This window comes from Nostocoides vanveenii, assembly GCF_039531165.1.
Classification (GTDB): Bacteria; Actinomycetota; Actinomycetes; order Actinomycetales; family Dermatophilaceae; genus Nostocoides_A; species Nostocoides_A vanveenii.
The window spans coordinates 1-14,243 of sequence record NZ_BAAAPN010000047.1; the positions used below are offsets into that span (position 1 = coordinate 1).

General features: G+C 68.9%; 15 protein-coding genes and 1 tRNA gene. 9 read left to right on the top strand and 7 right to left on the bottom strand.

Annotated elements, in window-relative coordinates:
- Positions 1-398 precede the first annotated feature (398 nt).
- Together ABD209_RS09980 and ABD209_RS09985 are read right to left on the bottom strand one after the other, a co-directional pair.
- Positions 399-475: transfer RNA gene (locus ABD209_RS09980), tRNA-Pro, on the bottom strand.
- A gap of 188 nt (positions 476-663) precedes the next feature.
- Complete coding sequence (locus tag ABD209_RS09985) at positions 664-1,599, bottom strand: metallophosphoesterase (RefSeq protein WP_344065522.1); 936 nt, start codon at positions 1,597-1,599, stop codon at positions 664-666.
- Positions 1,600-1,755: 156 nt separating this feature from the next.
- On the opposite strand from ABD209_RS09985, the gene ABD209_RS09990 reads away from it, so the two are divergent.
- On the top strand, positions 1,756-2,208 hold the full coding sequence (locus ABD209_RS09990; RefSeq protein WP_344065525.1) for a GatB/YqeY domain-containing protein: 453 nt from the start codon (positions 1,756-1,758) through the stop codon (positions 2,206-2,208).
- A gap of 149 nt (positions 2,209-2,357) precedes the next feature.
- Here ABD209_RS09990 and ABD209_RS09995 read toward each other — a convergent pair whose 3' ends face one another.
- Entirely contained in the window at positions 2,358-4,793 is a 2,436-nt protein-coding gene (locus ABD209_RS09995) for a transglycosylase domain-containing protein (protein ID WP_344065528.1), read from the bottom strand.
- Between the two features lie 141 nt (positions 4,794-4,934).
- Between ABD209_RS09995 and ABD209_RS10000 the strand changes: the two genes are divergently transcribed.
- Positions 4,935-5,246, top strand: a complete 312-nt coding sequence (locus tag ABD209_RS10000) for a WhiB family transcriptional regulator (RefSeq protein WP_344065531.1) — start codon at positions 4,935-4,937, stop codon at positions 5,244-5,246.
- An 86-nt stretch (positions 5,247-5,332) separates the two neighbouring features.
- Here the strand turns inward: ABD209_RS10000 and bagB are convergent, their stop codons facing one another.
- Together bagB and bagA are read right to left on the bottom strand one after the other, a co-directional pair.
- Entirely contained in the window at positions 5,333-6,484 is a 1,152-nt protein-coding gene (gene bagB, locus ABD209_RS10005) for an ArsA family ATPase (RefSeq protein ID WP_344065534.1), read from the bottom strand.
- Positions 6,484-7,503 carry an ATPase BagA gene (bagA, locus tag ABD209_RS10010; protein WP_344065537.1) on the bottom strand — a complete coding sequence of 340 codons (1,020 nt, stop codon included), beginning with the start codon at positions 7,501-7,503 and terminating at the stop codon, positions 6,484-6,486. Before bagA ends, bagB begins: the two co-directional genes overlap by 1 nt.
- A 154-nt stretch (positions 7,504-7,657) precedes the next feature.
- On the opposite strand from bagA, the gene sp36 reads away from it, so the two are divergent.
- The 4 genes from sp36 to ABD209_RS10030 are packed head-to-tail and all read left to right on the top strand — an operon-like array spanning position 7,658 to position 10,018.
- On the top strand, positions 7,658-7,813 hold the full coding sequence (sp36, locus tag ABD209_RS10015; RefSeq protein WP_324387034.1) for a Sp36 family protein: 156 nt from the start codon (positions 7,658-7,660) through the stop codon (positions 7,811-7,813).
- Between the two features lie 10 nt (positions 7,814-7,823).
- A complete protein-coding gene (locus ABD209_RS10020) occupies positions 7,824-8,294 on the top strand; it encodes a RidA family protein (protein ID WP_344065541.1) in 471 nt (156 codons plus the stop codon).
- A 57-nt stretch (positions 8,295-8,351) separates the two neighbouring features.
- Positions 8,352-9,245: an NUDIX hydrolase gene (locus ABD209_RS10025; RefSeq protein ID WP_344065544.1), complete on the top strand. Its 894-nt coding sequence runs from the start codon at positions 8,352-8,354 to the stop codon at positions 9,243-9,245.
- Complete coding sequence (locus ABD209_RS10030; RefSeq protein ID WP_425564641.1) at positions 9,242-10,018, top strand: MBL fold metallo-hydrolase; 777 nt, start codon at positions 9,242-9,244, stop codon at positions 10,016-10,018. Before ABD209_RS10025 ends, ABD209_RS10030 begins: the two co-directional genes overlap by 4 nt.
- A gap of 18 nt (positions 10,019-10,036) precedes the next feature.
- Here ABD209_RS10030 and ABD209_RS10035 read toward each other — a convergent pair whose 3' ends face one another.
- Positions 10,037-10,717: a Crp/Fnr family transcriptional regulator gene (locus ABD209_RS10035; RefSeq protein WP_344065547.1), complete on the bottom strand. Its 681-nt coding sequence runs from the start codon at positions 10,715-10,717 to the stop codon at positions 10,037-10,039.
- A 188-nt stretch (positions 10,718-10,905) separates the two neighbouring features.
- Here ABD209_RS10035 and nth point away from each other — a divergent pair, with 188 nt between their 5' ends.
- Both nth and ABD209_RS10045 read left to right on the top strand, forming a co-directional pair.
- Positions 10,906-11,787, top strand: a complete 882-nt coding sequence (gene nth, locus ABD209_RS10040) for an endonuclease III (RefSeq protein ID WP_344065550.1) — start codon at positions 10,906-10,908, stop codon at positions 11,785-11,787.
- Complete coding sequence (locus tag ABD209_RS10045) at positions 11,784-12,446, top strand: NUDIX hydrolase (RefSeq protein ID WP_344065553.1); 663 nt, start codon at positions 11,784-11,786, stop codon at positions 12,444-12,446. Before nth ends, ABD209_RS10045 begins: the two co-directional genes overlap by 4 nt.
- A 208-nt stretch (positions 12,447-12,654) precedes the next feature.
- Here ABD209_RS10045 and ABD209_RS10050 read toward each other — a convergent pair whose 3' ends face one another.
- Positions 12,655-12,966 carry a putative quinol monooxygenase gene (locus tag ABD209_RS10050; RefSeq protein WP_003941073.1) on the bottom strand — a complete coding sequence of 104 codons (312 nt, stop codon included), beginning with the start codon at positions 12,964-12,966 and terminating at the stop codon, positions 12,655-12,657.
- A 108-nt stretch (positions 12,967-13,074) separates the two neighbouring features.
- On the opposite strand from ABD209_RS10050, the gene ABD209_RS10055 reads away from it, so the two are divergent.
- Positions 13,075-14,016 (top strand): GlxA family transcriptional regulator, encoded by a 942-nt coding sequence (locus ABD209_RS10055; RefSeq protein ID WP_344065586.1) that lies wholly within the window; start codon positions 13,075-13,077, stop codon positions 14,014-14,016.
- The last annotated feature ends 227 nt before the right edge of the window (positions 14,017-14,243 follow it).

Genomic DNA, 14,243 nt, shown 5'->3' on the forward strand with positions numbered 1-14,243 from the left:
CACGGGTGGGGCCAATATTCGCGACGACACACCCACCCGAACAACGGGCCACCGCGACCACCGAGATGGGGCCGACATTCGCGACGATCAGCGGCCTACCCGGGGCCAGAGAAGGTGACCACACCTAAACGCCAGGGCAGAGGGACACAAGCGACGACGCGAGGGGACAGGACGCACAGCGACCAGGTGCTCAGCACCCTTCACGGGCGGAGCGTCCACGGCTACCATTGACGTCACGTCAGCACCTCGAACTGCTGTCGTCCGACCCCCGGAGGTTGCCGCCTCGCGGGGGTCTTACCTGTTCGCGACCAGTGCCCTTATGCCCCACTTGTGCCCGCGGGCGACAATTACAGAAGGGCCCTGACCGCGTTTCCGCAGGTCAGAGCCCCAAAGTCAACTGGTCGGGGTGACAGGATTTGAACCTGCGGCCTCTTCGTCCCGAACGAAGCGCGCTACCAAGCTGCGCCACACCCCGTGGCTGGTCCGTGTCTGGCACGGAGCGTCGCCACCCGAGACGGACGGCGACGACACAGGATAACCCAGGGCGCGGCGCCGCTCGAAATCCATTCCCAGGCCTGGACAAGGGGCCTGCTCCAGTCTCTGGGGACCACCGGGATGTCGTGCAGAAGGTGCAGCCGAGCGCACCTTCTGCACGACATCGAGTCAAGCGCGCGGGACCATCGTCAACAGGCTGGCTTCTGGGCGGCAAGCGAAGCGCACTGGCGCGAAGGGCGAGGTGCCCAGGCCGGCCGAGACATGCATCCACGGTGCATCCGCCGGCGCCTCCCGGGACGGTATGCCGTTCGCCCCCTCCCACCAGCGCGAGACGCCTTTCGCCCGGTGCCGGTCGAGGTCGCAGTTGGTCACCAGCGCGCCGAAGCCGGGCACGCAGAGCTGTCCGCCGTGCGTATGGCCGGCGATGATCGCGTCCACGCCGTCGCGCGCCATCGCATCGAGCACCCGGGTGTAGGGGGCGTGGAGCACCCCGAGGAAGAGGTTGGTGTCGCTGGCGCGGGGGCCGGCCACCGCGGCATACGTGTCGCGGTCGAGGTGCGGGTCGTCGACGCCGACGAACTCGACGTCGAGGCCCTTGACGTGCAGCCCCCCGCGCGCATTGTTGAGATTGAGCCACCCGGCGTCACGCTCGAAGGAATCGATCAACTCACCGACCGGCAGCAGAGCCCGGTCGACCACCGGCGTGCGCGAGTCGGGCAGCAGGTAGCGGGCGGGGTTCTTGGCGGTGGGCGCGAGGTAGTCGTTCGACCCAAGCGCAAAAACCCCGGGTATGCCGTAGAGCGGCTCGAGCGCGCGCACTGCCGCGGGGACGGCCTCCATATGACCGAGGTTGTCGCCGGTGTTGACGACGAGGTCGGGCTTAAGGTCGGCCAGCCGGCGTACCCATTCGATCTTGCGGGTCTGCCGCGGCACTAGGTGCATATCGCTCATGGTGACCACGCGGATCGGGTCGGCACCCGTCGGCAGGATCGGCAGGGTGAACCGCCGCAGCGTGAAGGCATTGCGCTCGATCAGCGAGGCGTACCCCAGACCGGCGAGGCCTGTGGCGGTCAGGGCGCCGGCAGCGCGAAGCAGCGGATGCATCGTTCCATTGTCCCAGTAACCTGGGCGACCGTCGCTAGGTCGTCTTCGGTGCCGGGGTTCGCGCGGGAACATACTCGGGGGAAGTTTCCCGTGCGAACGAGCAGGTTCCGGCATCGGGCGGAAAAGCTCTTGCCTGGGCCCTGCGAGGATGGGCGTATGAGCGTGTCCAAGGCCAGCCTGCAGTCCGACCTCACCGAGGCCATCCGCGCGCGCGATCAGGTGCGGGCGGGGACGCTGCGGATGGTGCTGACGGCCATCACCACCGAAGAAACCTCAGGCGCCCACCACGAGGTCAGCGACGACGACGTGCTCAAGGTGCTGGCGCGCGAGGCGAAGAAGCGGCGGGAGGCGTCGGCGGCATACGAGCACGCGGACCGGCCGGAGCTTGCGTCGACGGAGAATGCCGAGTTGGCGATCCTGGAGGGCTACCTGCCCGCGCAACTGGACGACGCGGCCGTCGCCGAGATCATCGGTGAGGCCATCGCGGAGACCGGTGCGAGCGGCATGGCCCAGATGGGCCCGGTCATGAAGGCGGTCCAGGCCAAGGTCGCCGGCCGGGCGGACGGGAAGGCCGTCGCGGCGGCGGTGAGGGAGGCGCTCACCCGCTGACCCGCTCGACGATCACGGGGCCCCGCACCGGGAAAGCCGGCCCTTGGATGACCCTGAATCGGCCTGTCGACGGGGCTGAAGCGGCCTCTCGACGGGGCTGAAGCGGCCTCTCGACGCAGAGCGTGGGGAGCCCAGAGGCGGGGGTGGGGTCAGGGCTTCTGGGAGGTGAGCGTGTTGCCCGGTGGTTTGGTGGCGGTATTGGCTGGCTTGGTCGCGGTGTTGGCCGGCGTCGTCGCGGTGTTGGGCGGCGGCTTCTGGGTCACCGGGGGCGGGACATAGCCGGTCGAGGTCAGCAAGGTGATCGTGGTCCCCCTCGCCGCGCTGCCAGTCGGCGCGGTTGCACCCACCAGGCCGGCCGGCACGGTCGACTGAACCGTTCCCCCGACGACCGCACTGAAGCCGGCTGCCTGCAGGATCGCCGTGGCGTCCCCGACGGAGCGGCCCACGACATACGGGACGCTGACCAGGTCGCCGTTGAGGATCTTGTAGCTCGGTGCGGGGAAGTTCTGGTAGGGCATGCCTTGGGTGATCTGCCCCATGATCTGGCCCCACAGGGGCGCAGCGATGGTGCCGCCGAAGATATGTCCGTAGCACCGACCTCCGACACAGGCGCCGGCACCGTCCATCTCGTGGGCGGTGATGGGGGTGCCCACATAAACGGCCGTGGCGAGTTGGGGGGTGTAGCCGACGAACCAGGACTGCTGGTGGCCTTCGTGGGTGCCGGTCTTGCCCGCAGCCGGGCGGCCGATGGCAGCGGCGGTCCCCGTGCCCGTCGCGATGACGCCCTTCAATAGTTCGTCCGCGCCGGCCACGATGTCAGGCTGGAGCACCTGCTTGCACTTCGGGGCGGGCAACTTGAGGAATTTCCCGTCGGCCGTCTTGATGGATTCGATGGGCGTGGTCGGGCACCACTTGCCGTCGGCCGCCAATGTCGCGTAGACGTTCGCCAGCGTCAACGGCGCCACCGATGCGGACCCGAGAGTCAGGTTCGACGGAGTCGGGTAGACCTCCTTGCCATTCCCATCGACGGCGCCGAGGCGGTTCCACATGTCGCGGACCTTGCAGCCGCCGAGCGAGATCATCGTCGCCGCGAAGGCCGAGTTGATCGACTGGGCCGTCGCGTAGCGGAACGTCTCCGTCGGCCCCTTGGTCTGGAAGTCGTTGCTGACGTACCAGGTGTCGGGGCTGCCGCAACCGTCCTTGTAGACAGTGGGCGGGAAGGCGTGTGCATTGCGCAGGCCGATGCCGGCGGCAGGTGCCGGGACGGTGCCGTTGACGGGGATGCCCGATTCCAGCGCTGTCAACAAGGTGAAGACTTTGGCGGTCGAGCCGATCGGGAAGCCGAGCGTGCCGCCATAAGCGATGGGGACGACCCAGGACTGCGTGGTCTTGGCCACCGACGACTTTTTGTCCTTGGTCAGGCCGTATTCGGAGGTCTGCACCATCGCGAGCACCTTGCCGGTGCCCGGTTCGACAACAGCGGCGGCCGCGCCGATGCCGGAAGGATCGCCGGCGGGCACGCGGCTGCGCAGGTCGACGAGGATCTGCTGTTGCCAGTCGCTCTTGATCGTCGTCTTGATGGTCAGTCCACCGCGGTTGATCGCGAGGGTGCGCTCGTCCTCATTCTTGCCGAGCACCTTCAAGGTCTTGAGGTAGGCGATGACGTAGTTGCAGAAGTAGGGCTGCGAACTGCGATCGCACGTGCCGCCCTCGGAGTCGCGGATGCGCAGCAGGCTCTTGATCGACGGCTTTTTGGCCGCGGCACTCTCGGCCGCGCTGATGATGCCAAGTTGCGCCATCCGGTCGAGCACCACATCGCGCCGCTTTTGCGCGGCCTCGGGGTAGTTGTGCGGGTCGCTATTGCTCGGGCTCTGCACGACACCGGCCAGCGTCGCTGATTGGGTCAGATTGAGCTGGCTCGCGTGCACATCGAAGTAGTGCAGCGCGGCGGCCTCGATGCCATAGGCCTGGTCGCCGTAGTAGGCCAGGTTGAGATAACCCTGCAGGATCTGTCTCTTGGTCATCTCCTTCTCGACCTGCATGGCCAGGGCCATCTCGCGCAGCTTGCGCCCATAGTTGACGTCGATGGCGTCCAGCGCGGCCTGTTCGTCGCCCTTCTTCAAGGCCTCGTATTGCAGCGTCATCTTCACGAACTGCTGGGTCAGCGACGACCCACCCTGGGTGGAGTTGCCGGCCGCATTGTTGAAGAAGGCCCGCGCCGTGCCGCGGATGTCGAGCGCCCCGTGATCGAAGAACCGGCTGTCCTCGATCGCCACCTGCGCCTGCTGCATGATCGGGGCGACCTTGGAGAGCTTGACGATGATGCGGTTCTGGTCATACGGCGTGGCGATGACCTTGTTGTCCGCGTCGAGGACCTTCGACTGCTGCGCGAGCGCCGTGGTCGTCCAGGTCTTGTCGATATTGTCGAAGGCGTTGATGGACTTGTTGCTCAGCGAGCCGGCCGCGCCGACCGCAGGCATCAGCAGCCCGGCCGCCAACACACCCATGGCGACGCTGACGGCGACGAATGCCGCGAGCAAGGACATCAGGTGCGGCATCGACGCACGGTCCGGACGAACAGCCATGGTGGCAGGGTAAATGACGAGTCTGACGACGGCCGCGCACCGGGTCGGCACGTCACACCAAAACTGATGCCGATCGGGAGGTATCACAGCCCCCCGGCCCCGCTCTCACCTCTGACAGAACTTCATCTGAAGGAGGCGGGGATGGCCCGACGAGGCGCAGCGGACGACGCCGAGGACCGAGCGCACTGGGCGCGACGATCCGCGTGCGCGAATGAGGACATCGACCGACTTTTCGTGCGCGGCAAGGCGCAGAACGAGGCCAAGAAGGTATGCCGCACCTGCCCGGTCGCGCTTCAATGCCTCGCGGAGGCGCTCGACAATCACGTCGAATTCGGCGTATGGGGTGGCCTCACCGAGCGCGAACGCCGCGCCTTGCTGCGCCGTCGCCCCGACGTGACGTCGTGGTACGACCTGCTGCTCGGCATCGCCCGCGGGGGGACCCGGGCCGGTTAGGTCGCGCCTGATCCGCCCTGGCGGGTTCCCCCTCCGCCCGTCAGGGTCAGGGCGCCATGACTTCAGGTCAGCCTGCGAGAGCGCGATCAGCCCGCCAGCGTTACGCCGACCTCGCGCAGACCCTCGAGGTCGTGGATGTCGCGGGCCGCTGCCGGGACCTGGGTTACGGCGATGCCCGGGTTCCCGGATCGGAAGCGTCCGATCTGCGCTTGATGGCGCTCGGCCATGGTGGCCAGATCGGCATGCAGGCGCAGCAGGTCGGCGCTGGCCGAGGATCTCGGTGTTGCCTCGTCCAGGGCGGCCGCCGCGTCCTCGGCGCGGCTACGGCTGAGGTTGCCGGCGAGGGTCTGGACGCGATTGACGACGACGCCGGCCAGCGGCATCCGTTCCTGGCCGAGGCGTTCGACGAAGAAGCTCGCCTCGCGCAGCGCGTCGCGATCGGGTGAGGCGACCACGACGAAGGCGGTCTCGGCGTCTTGGAGCAGGGCATACGTGGCGTCGGCGCGCTCGCGGAAGCCACCGAACATCGTGTCGAGGGCGGCGACGAAGGTCTGGACATCCCGCAGCAAATCGCCGCCGAGGACCTTCGTCATCACGCCGACCGCGACCGTCACGGTTGCACCGAGAGCCTTGAAATAGGCCTTGCCGCCAGCCTTCGCGGGAGCGACGAGGATGCGGATGAAGCGACCATCGAGGAAGGACCCGAGGCGCTTGGGGGCGTCGAGGAAATCCAGGGCCGAGCGCGAGGGCGGGGTGTCGACGACGATGAGGTCCCAGCGGTCCTCGCGCCGGGCCTGCTCGCGCAGTTGGCCGAGCTTCTCCATCGCCATGTACTCCTGGGTGCCGGCGAAGGAGGAGGAGACCGCGATATAGAACGGGTTGGCGAGAATCTGAGCAGCCTTCTCGGGGGTGGCGTGCTGCTCCACGACCTCATCGAAGGTCCGCTTCATATCCAGCATCATCGCGTCCAGCGAGCCGCCAGACGCGGTGTCGATCCCGGTGACCGGGCGGGGGGTATTGTCGAGGGCGGACAGGCCGAGCGACTGGGCCAGCCGCAGCGCGGGGTCGATCGTCAGCACGACGACGCGGCGGCCCTGCTCGGCCGCGCGCACGCCCAGAGCGGCGGCGGTGGTGGTCTTGCCCACCCCGCCCGATCCGCAGCAGACGACGATCCGGGTCTGCGGATCGGCGATCAGGTCATCGAGGCGCAGCGAGGGTGAATCAGTAGGGCGGGCCATCACACCATTCCTTGAGCATGGAGTTCGTCGGCGAGCACGGTGATGCCGCCCGATTGCAGACCGTCAGCGAGAGCGGGCAGGTAGAACACGGCGCGGCCCTGGGCCTGGATGCGCTGGTCCTGCTCTCCTTGGAGATCGAGGCGTTCGAGGTGTTCGGCGGCTTCGGCGAGGAGGGTGTCGGCCGTGGTGTTGGGTTGCGCCACGCCCGCGTGGGTCAAATCGTCGGCGATAGCCGCACGGAGCTGCGGGGACGCGCCGCCCGCGAGGTCGTCGAGATCGGCGTCGGACAGGATCGGGTCGCGGACCTGGTTGACGACGATGCCGCCGAGGGGCATCCGCTTGGCTGTGAGTTCGGCCAGTGCGTCGATGCACTCCTGCACCGGCATCTCCTCCAGCAGGGTGACGACGTGCACGGCCGTGATCCGGCTCTGCAGAAGCGCGGTGATCGAATCGGCCTGGGCCCGGATCGGGCCGACCTTGGCAATCTCGGCGACCTCCTCGTTGACGCCCAGGAAGCGGCCGATGCGGCCGGTCGGCGGGGCATCGAGGACGACCGCGTCATAGACAGGGGCAGCCGAGCGGCCGCGGCCGGTGCGCCTGCCGACGGCCTCGTAGACCTTGCCGATCAGCAGGACGTCGCGCAGCCCGGGAGCGATGGTGGTGGCGAAGTCGACGGCGCCGAGCTTTTCCAGCAGGCTGCCGGCGCGCCCGAGCTTGTAGAACTTGTGGAGGTACTCCAGCAGGGCCGCCTTGGGCTCGACGGCCAATCCCCACAGGCTGCCCCCGGACGGGTCATTGAAGATCAGCGTCTCGGCGTGCGCCAGGGGGGCAATGTCGAAGATCTGGCTGATGCCTTGACGGTCCTCTACTTCGGCGAGCAGCACCTTCTTGCCCTGGCGGGCGATCGCGATGGCGAGGGCGGCGGCGACCGTCGTCTTGCCGGTCCCGCCCTTGCCGGTGACGATGTGCAGGCGCACGCCGGCCGTTGCCGGGTGCGTGGGCGTGGAACGGGGGGTCACCGGATCACCCTAGGCACCTTCGACGCCGCCGAGTAGCGCGGGCGTCGGCCGGTCGCCGTCGTGAGTGGGTGGCACCCTGGCCGGAGCACGGGTGTGTGACGAGCCTCACCCACGGCCGGGCACCCGCAGCACCGTCGGGGATAGAGTCGCCGCCATGACCCGATGGGAATATGCGACGGTCCCGCTGATCGTCCACGCCACCAAGCAGATCCTCGACCAGTGGGGCGCCGACGGGTGGGAACTCGTCCAGGTCGTCACGGGTCCGGATGGCAACGGCCTGGTTGCCTACCTCAAGCGTCCCAAGGACTAAAAGGAGAGCCATGTCCGCTGTCGAAGACCGCCTGGCCGAACTGGGCCTGAGCGTCCCCGAGGTCGTCCCACCCGTCGCCGCCTATGTGCCGGCCGTGCGCCAGGGGAATCTGGTGTTCACCTCCGGCCAACTGCCGATGGCCGGTGGCTCGATGGCGGCGACCGGCAAGGTCGGCGAGGGTGCCGGCTTGGTCGCCCCCGACGTTGCCAAGGAACTCGCCCAGGCGTGTGCGCTGAATGCGATCGCCGCCGTCAAGGCGCTGATCGGCGACCTCGATCAGGTGGCCCGGGTGGTCAAGGTGGTCGGCTTCGTGGCTAGCCACCCCGACTTCACCGGTCAGCCGGGTGTCGTCAACGGCGCGAGCGAGTTGCTCGGCAAGGCCTTCGGCGAGGCCGGCGTGCACGCGCGCTCGGCCGTCGGCGTGGCTGCCTTGCCGCTGGACGCGCCCGTCGAGGTCGAAATCATCGTCGCGCTCGACTGACGACCGCCCCTGGCGGTCAGTCGCGCGCGGCGTCCTCCCCACGACATCTCCCGAACCATGAGCCCTCGTGACTTCGTGATGCCCGCCTCGCGCGGGCTCGCCGACCGCTGCTCGGCCTGGGTGGCCGACCCCGGAGTCTCGCCACCCACCAAGCCCGCCGCGACCGTAATCCTCGTGCGCGACGGAGTCGACGGTGTCGAGGTCTTTGTGCAGCGGCGGGTCTCGACCATGGCCTTCGCGCCGCGCATGACGGTCTTCCCCGGCGGCAGCGTCGACGCGACGGACTACCAGCCGCTGCCCTGGGCCGGGCCGAGCCCCACGGAGTGGGCGTCGGTCCTCGCGCCGGCGCCCGGTGGTGAGTTGGACCAGGCCGGCGATCGCCACGAGGGCGATCCAGCCGGTGACGAGGCCGAGGTGAGCGCCTTCGCGACCGCCGCAGCTGTGGTGACCGCAGCTATCCGCGAGCTCTTCGAGGAGGCGGGTGTGCTGCTGGCGGGGGTGCGCGGGCATACGGCAATCGAGGCGACGAACACCGCCGACCTGGTGCGCGCCCGCGGGCAGTTGCTCACCCGGGAACGGTCGCTCGCGCAGGTGCTGACCGAGCACGAGTTGGTCGCTCGCACCGATCTGCTCGGCTTTCACGCGCACTGGATCACCCCCGAGATCGAACCGCGTCGATACGACACCTACTTCTTCAGCGCCCTGGTGCCGCCCGGTCAGGCGGCAGACGCCGAGACCACTGAAGCCGAGATCGCCGACTGGGTGCTCGCTTGCGACATCCTGCAGGAGGGCACCGACAGCCTCATGCCGCCGACCCGGGTCTGCCTCGAAGCCATCGCGGCCGCACCGTCGGCCGCCGCCTTCGTCGCCGCCCGGCAGCCGGTGCCCACCGTGATGCCGGTGCCCGTGCTCACCGACCGGGGCTGGGCGATGCGGGCGGACCTGCCGTGACGCCCTGGGCCGGGGGCGAGATCACCCCCCACGCCACGTGCGTGCTCGCGCCGAACCCGGGCCCGATGACGCTCGACGGCACTAATACGTGGATCGTGATGGCGCCCGGGAGCACGGCGGCCCTGGTCATCGACCCCGGCCCGGACGATGAAAGCCACCTCCAGTCCGTATGCCGTGTGGTCGCCGACCGCGGGGCCCGGGTGACGACCACGATCCTCACCCACGCCCACCTCGACCACAGCGCCGGCGCGCCACGCTTCGCCGAACTCACAGGGTCGGTCGTGCGCCCCATTGGGCGCGGACACGCCGACCTGGCCGATGGATCGGTGGTGCGGGCCGCGGGGGTGGAGTTGCGCGTGGTGGCGACGCCCGGGCATACGGCCGATTCGCTGTCCTTCGTCCTCGACGCCGACCACGCGCTGCTGACGGGGGACACCGTCCTGGGGCGCGGCACGACGGTGGTCGCGCACCCGGACGGCGAACTCGCGGCCTATCTCGACAGCCTGGAACGGCTGCAGGCGCTCACCGGCGCCGGCGTCGCGACCATCTTGCCCGGTCACGGCCCGGTGGTCCCGGATGCCTCGGCTCTGGTCGCGTACTACCGGGCGCATCGCGCGGAGCGACTGGAGCAGGTCCGCCAGGCCCTCGCCGATGGGGCCGACGGTGTCGACGGTGTCCTGGAACGCGTCTATGCCGATGTGCCCCGCGACGTATGGCCGGCCGCCCGCCTCTCGATCGCGGCGCAACTGGCCTATCTGGCGGAGCGGCAGTGACGCCTGGAGCGTCTGCGGTCAGGCGCCGGCGCGCTTGTGCAGGCGCTCGAGGTTCATCAGCAGCACGGCGCGCGCTTCGAGCTTGATCCAGCCGCGGGTCGCGAAGTCGGCGAGGGCCTTGTTCACGGTCTCGCGGGAGGCGCCGACCAGTTGGGCCAACTCCTCCTGAGTCAGGTCGTGCCCGACGAGGATGCCGTCCTCGACGGGACGGCCGAAGCGCTGCGAGAGCTCCAGGAGGGCCTTGGCGACGCGGCCGGGCACATCGGTGAAGACCAGGTCGGCGAGGGATTCGTTGGTGCGCCGCAGCCGGCGGGCCAAGGCGGCGAGCAGAGTAAAGGACACCTGCGGGCGGGCGACCAGGTAGGTGTGCAGCGCATCGGTGGTCAGCCCGACGAGTTGGGTCTCGGCCACGGCCGTCGCGGTCGCGGTGCGCGGGCCGGGATCGAACAGGCTCAGCTCACCGAACATCTCGCCCGGGCCCAGGATCGCCAGGAGGTTCTCGCGACCATCGGAGCTGGTGCGACCGAGCTTGACCTTGCCCTCGGTGATGACATAGAGCCGATCACCGGGGTCGCCCTCGTGGAAGAGGATGTCGCTGCGCTCCATATGGAGCGGCGTCATCGAGGAGAGCAGGTCACTCGTCGCCTGCTCATCAAGCCCAGCGAACAGGGGCGAACGGCGCAATACGTCGAGGTCCACGGGCCGCATTCTGCCATGGGCGTAGCGCACAGTAGCCCGAGCGACGGTGGAGCCTGCGGTCTGCGTGGGCTTGTCGGTGGCCCCGGCTAGATTGGCAGCGCGCGGACGGGCTGCCGGCCGGCAGCCGCGCCGAGAGTCGGTGTGCGCCATTCGAGACGGCCGCAGACCGGGAAAGGAGCGATGGCACGGTGGTCGATGACGCCTTGAGCCGGGTCCGCCGCGCTCGCAAGATCTACCGCGACCTCGCCGCGTTCTATCCGTATGCCCATTGCGAACTCGATTTCGCGACGCCCCTCCAACTCCTCGTCGCCACGATCCTGTCCGCCCAGACGACGGATGTCGGGGTCAACAAGGTCACGCCCGACCTCTTCGCGCGCTACCCCGACGCTGCGGCGCTGGCCGGCGCCGATCGCGAGCAGCTCGAAGCGCTCATCAAACCGACCGGCTTCTTCCGGGCCAAGGCCGATTCCCTGATCAAACTCGGTGACGCGCTCGTGGAGAACTTCGGCGGCGAGGTCCCGCGCCGGATGGCGCAGCTGGTGACCCTGCCCGGAGTCGGCCGCAAGACCGCGAATGTCGTGCTAGGCAACGCCTTCGGCGTGCCGGGCATCACGGTCGACACCCACTTCGGCCGGTTGGTGCGGCGGTGGCACTGGACCCAGGAGGAGGACCCGGTCAAGGTCGAGGCCGCGGTCGGTGCCCTCATCCCCAAGCGCGACTGGACGATGCTCTCGCACGTCGTGATCTTCCACGGCCGGCGCATCTGCCATGCCAAACGGCCCGCTTGCGGGGCGTGCCCGATCGCGCGGCTGTGCCCCTCCTACGGGATCGGCGAGACCGACCCCGCTAAGGCCCGCACGTTGCTCACGTTCGAGCTCGCTCCCGGCGCCGCACCGCCGGCCGCTTCCGCGCCGTCGGCTGCTTCCGCGCCGTCGGTGTTGGCCGCGCCGTCGGCGCCTGCCGCGCCGTCGGAGTTAGCCGTGGCGGCGCCCGTTCCGTCTGCGGGCCCCGGAATCGCCGGATCGCCGGCAAGTCCCGTGGCGACCGCCGCCGACCCGGAGACCGTATGACGCCCGCCCCCGATTGGCTGCGCAGCATCCCCGATCGACTGGCCGGGGTGGACGCCGACTGGTTTCGCGAGTTCGCCCCGCCCCCGAACGTCGAGCGGCATTCGGCTGTGCTGATGCTCTTCGGCGAAGGGCCCGATGGTGGCCCGGACGTGCTGCTCACCGAACGCGGCGCGCAGTTGCGCGCCCACGCCAGCCAGGTCTCCTTCCCCGGCGGTCGCCTCGACCCCGAGGACGACGGGGCGATCGGTGCGGCGTTGCGAGAGGCCGAGGAGGAGGTCGGCGTCGATCCGGCGGGCGTCGACGTGGTCTTCGAGTTGCCGCCGCTCTATCTGACGCCGAGCCAGAATGCCGTGACCCCGATCGGGGCTTGGTGGCACACGCCGTCGGCCGTCTCGGTGCTCAGCCCGATCGAGGTCGAGCGGGTGGTTAGAGTCCCGATCGCCGAGCTCACCGATCCGGCCAATCGCTTCCTGGTGGACACGGCGATCGGTTATGTCAGCCCGGGGTTCGACGTGCGCGGGCTCTTCGTGTGGGGTTTCACTGCGAAGTTGCTCGACGTCACCCTGGATCTGGCCGGCCTGTCGCGGCCCTGGGACGAGCGCGCGCGCAGACCGCTGCCGGCGCACGTGCTGGACGCGATCATGCGCCGCCCGCGCTGAGCTGTGGTCGCGCGATGCGCTGGCCTCACGGCTCTGCCCGACACCGACGTCGCTCTCCTCTGCGACGGACCCCTCGCCGGCTGAGCGCTCGCGGCCGGCATCCTGTCCGTGTGCCGATAGGCCTCGCACCGCTCGGCAACGCAGCGTGGCGTTGCGTCGCTACCTGGCGACGGCTCGGCGGGGCGCGATCGTCTCGTGCGTTGGCGGACTACGGGAGCTTGGACGCGAGGACGTCGGCCGCCAGGATCTCGGGTGCTGCGCCGAGGAGGTGCTGGTTGGCCATCAGGGCTGCGACGATGGCGCCGTTGGCGTGGGCGTCGCGAGCGGCCTCGTCGGGGAATGCATCGAAGATCCAGAAGGTGTCGGCGTGGGTCCTGACCGCGAACCAGACAATCGTTCCTACTTCTTCGTTGGCGAGCGCGACAGCGCCGGCGAGCAGATCGGCGAGCGCGTCGTGCTGTCCATCGGCCGCGACGATCTTGGCGACGAAGGCATACGGAAGTGATGCGGGTGTGGACATGAGGGGTTCTCCTAGGTGTCGAGGTTTCTTGGTGAAGCGAGTCCAGCGTATGACGAGCAAGAGCGTGTGAGAAGTGGCGTATACGGCAGTATTGCTATTGTTCGCGCCATGCGTATCGGACTGATCGCGATCGACGGCTGCTTCGGTTCGGCTGTCGCGTCGGTCATCGACATCGTGCGGGTGGCCGACGGAGCCCGCGGCGATGTCGACCCGCGGATCGACCCGATCGAACTCGCCATCCTCGGACCGAAACGGAGAGTGTCCACGACGGCATCGATGACCCTGTCGGTGGACCACCCGCTGTCGGAGTCCGCAGAGTTCGACGTGGTCGTCGTCCCTGCGCTTGGAACCCTCACGGCCGCCGCTACCAACGACGCCCTCCAGAGCCGAGATGCTCGTTCGGTCATCGCCTCGCTCGGGCGCCTCGACGACGCGACCACCCGGATCGCCGCGGCGTGCACCGGCGTGTTCGCTGTCGCCGAGACCGGACGGATGCATCATCGGCGGGCGACGACCAGCTGGTTCCTGGGGCCGGAGTTCCTGAAGCGCTATCCGACCGTCGCCCTCGATCTCGACACCATGGTCGTGGTCGACGGGAACCTCGTCACCGCCGGCGCCGCGTTCGCCCACATCGACCTCGCGCTCTCACTCGTGCGATCGATCAGCCCCGACCTGGCCCAACATGTCGCCAAGCTCCTCATCATCGACGAGCGTCCGTCGCAGGCGGCCTTCGTCGCCTACGAACATCTCCGGCACGAGGACCCGATCGTCGTCGAGTTCGAACGCTTCGTGCGCGCCCGCCTGGACGAACCGTTCAACGTCGCCTTCGTCGCGCAGTCGCTCGGCACCAGCCGGCGCACCCTCGAACGACGAGTCCGTGCGGCGCTCAACCTCACTCCGCTCGGCTTCGTCCAACGGCTTCGCATCGAACGAGCTCGGCACCTCTCAGCAACCACGGACCTTACCTCCGCCGAGATCGCGCGACGGGTCGGCTACGCGAACGCCGAGACTCTGCGCTCCCTCCTGCGTAGGGAGCGACGCCGTTCCTGACCTATCGCCATGCCTGTAGCCGGTGTCCTAGTGCTCGACTGGAACCACCTCTCAGCACGTCGCGTCGACGCTCCTGCGTCGCCCCTGGACGACCCACTCGACACGCCCGCAGCACAGGCCATGTGACGTGTCCCGGCTTCCCGGACGGTCGGGGTTGGGTGGCTGTGATGTCGCTGCGTTCTCGTCGAGGGGGTCAGCAGACTCGATCAGGGTCGATTGGGATGAGA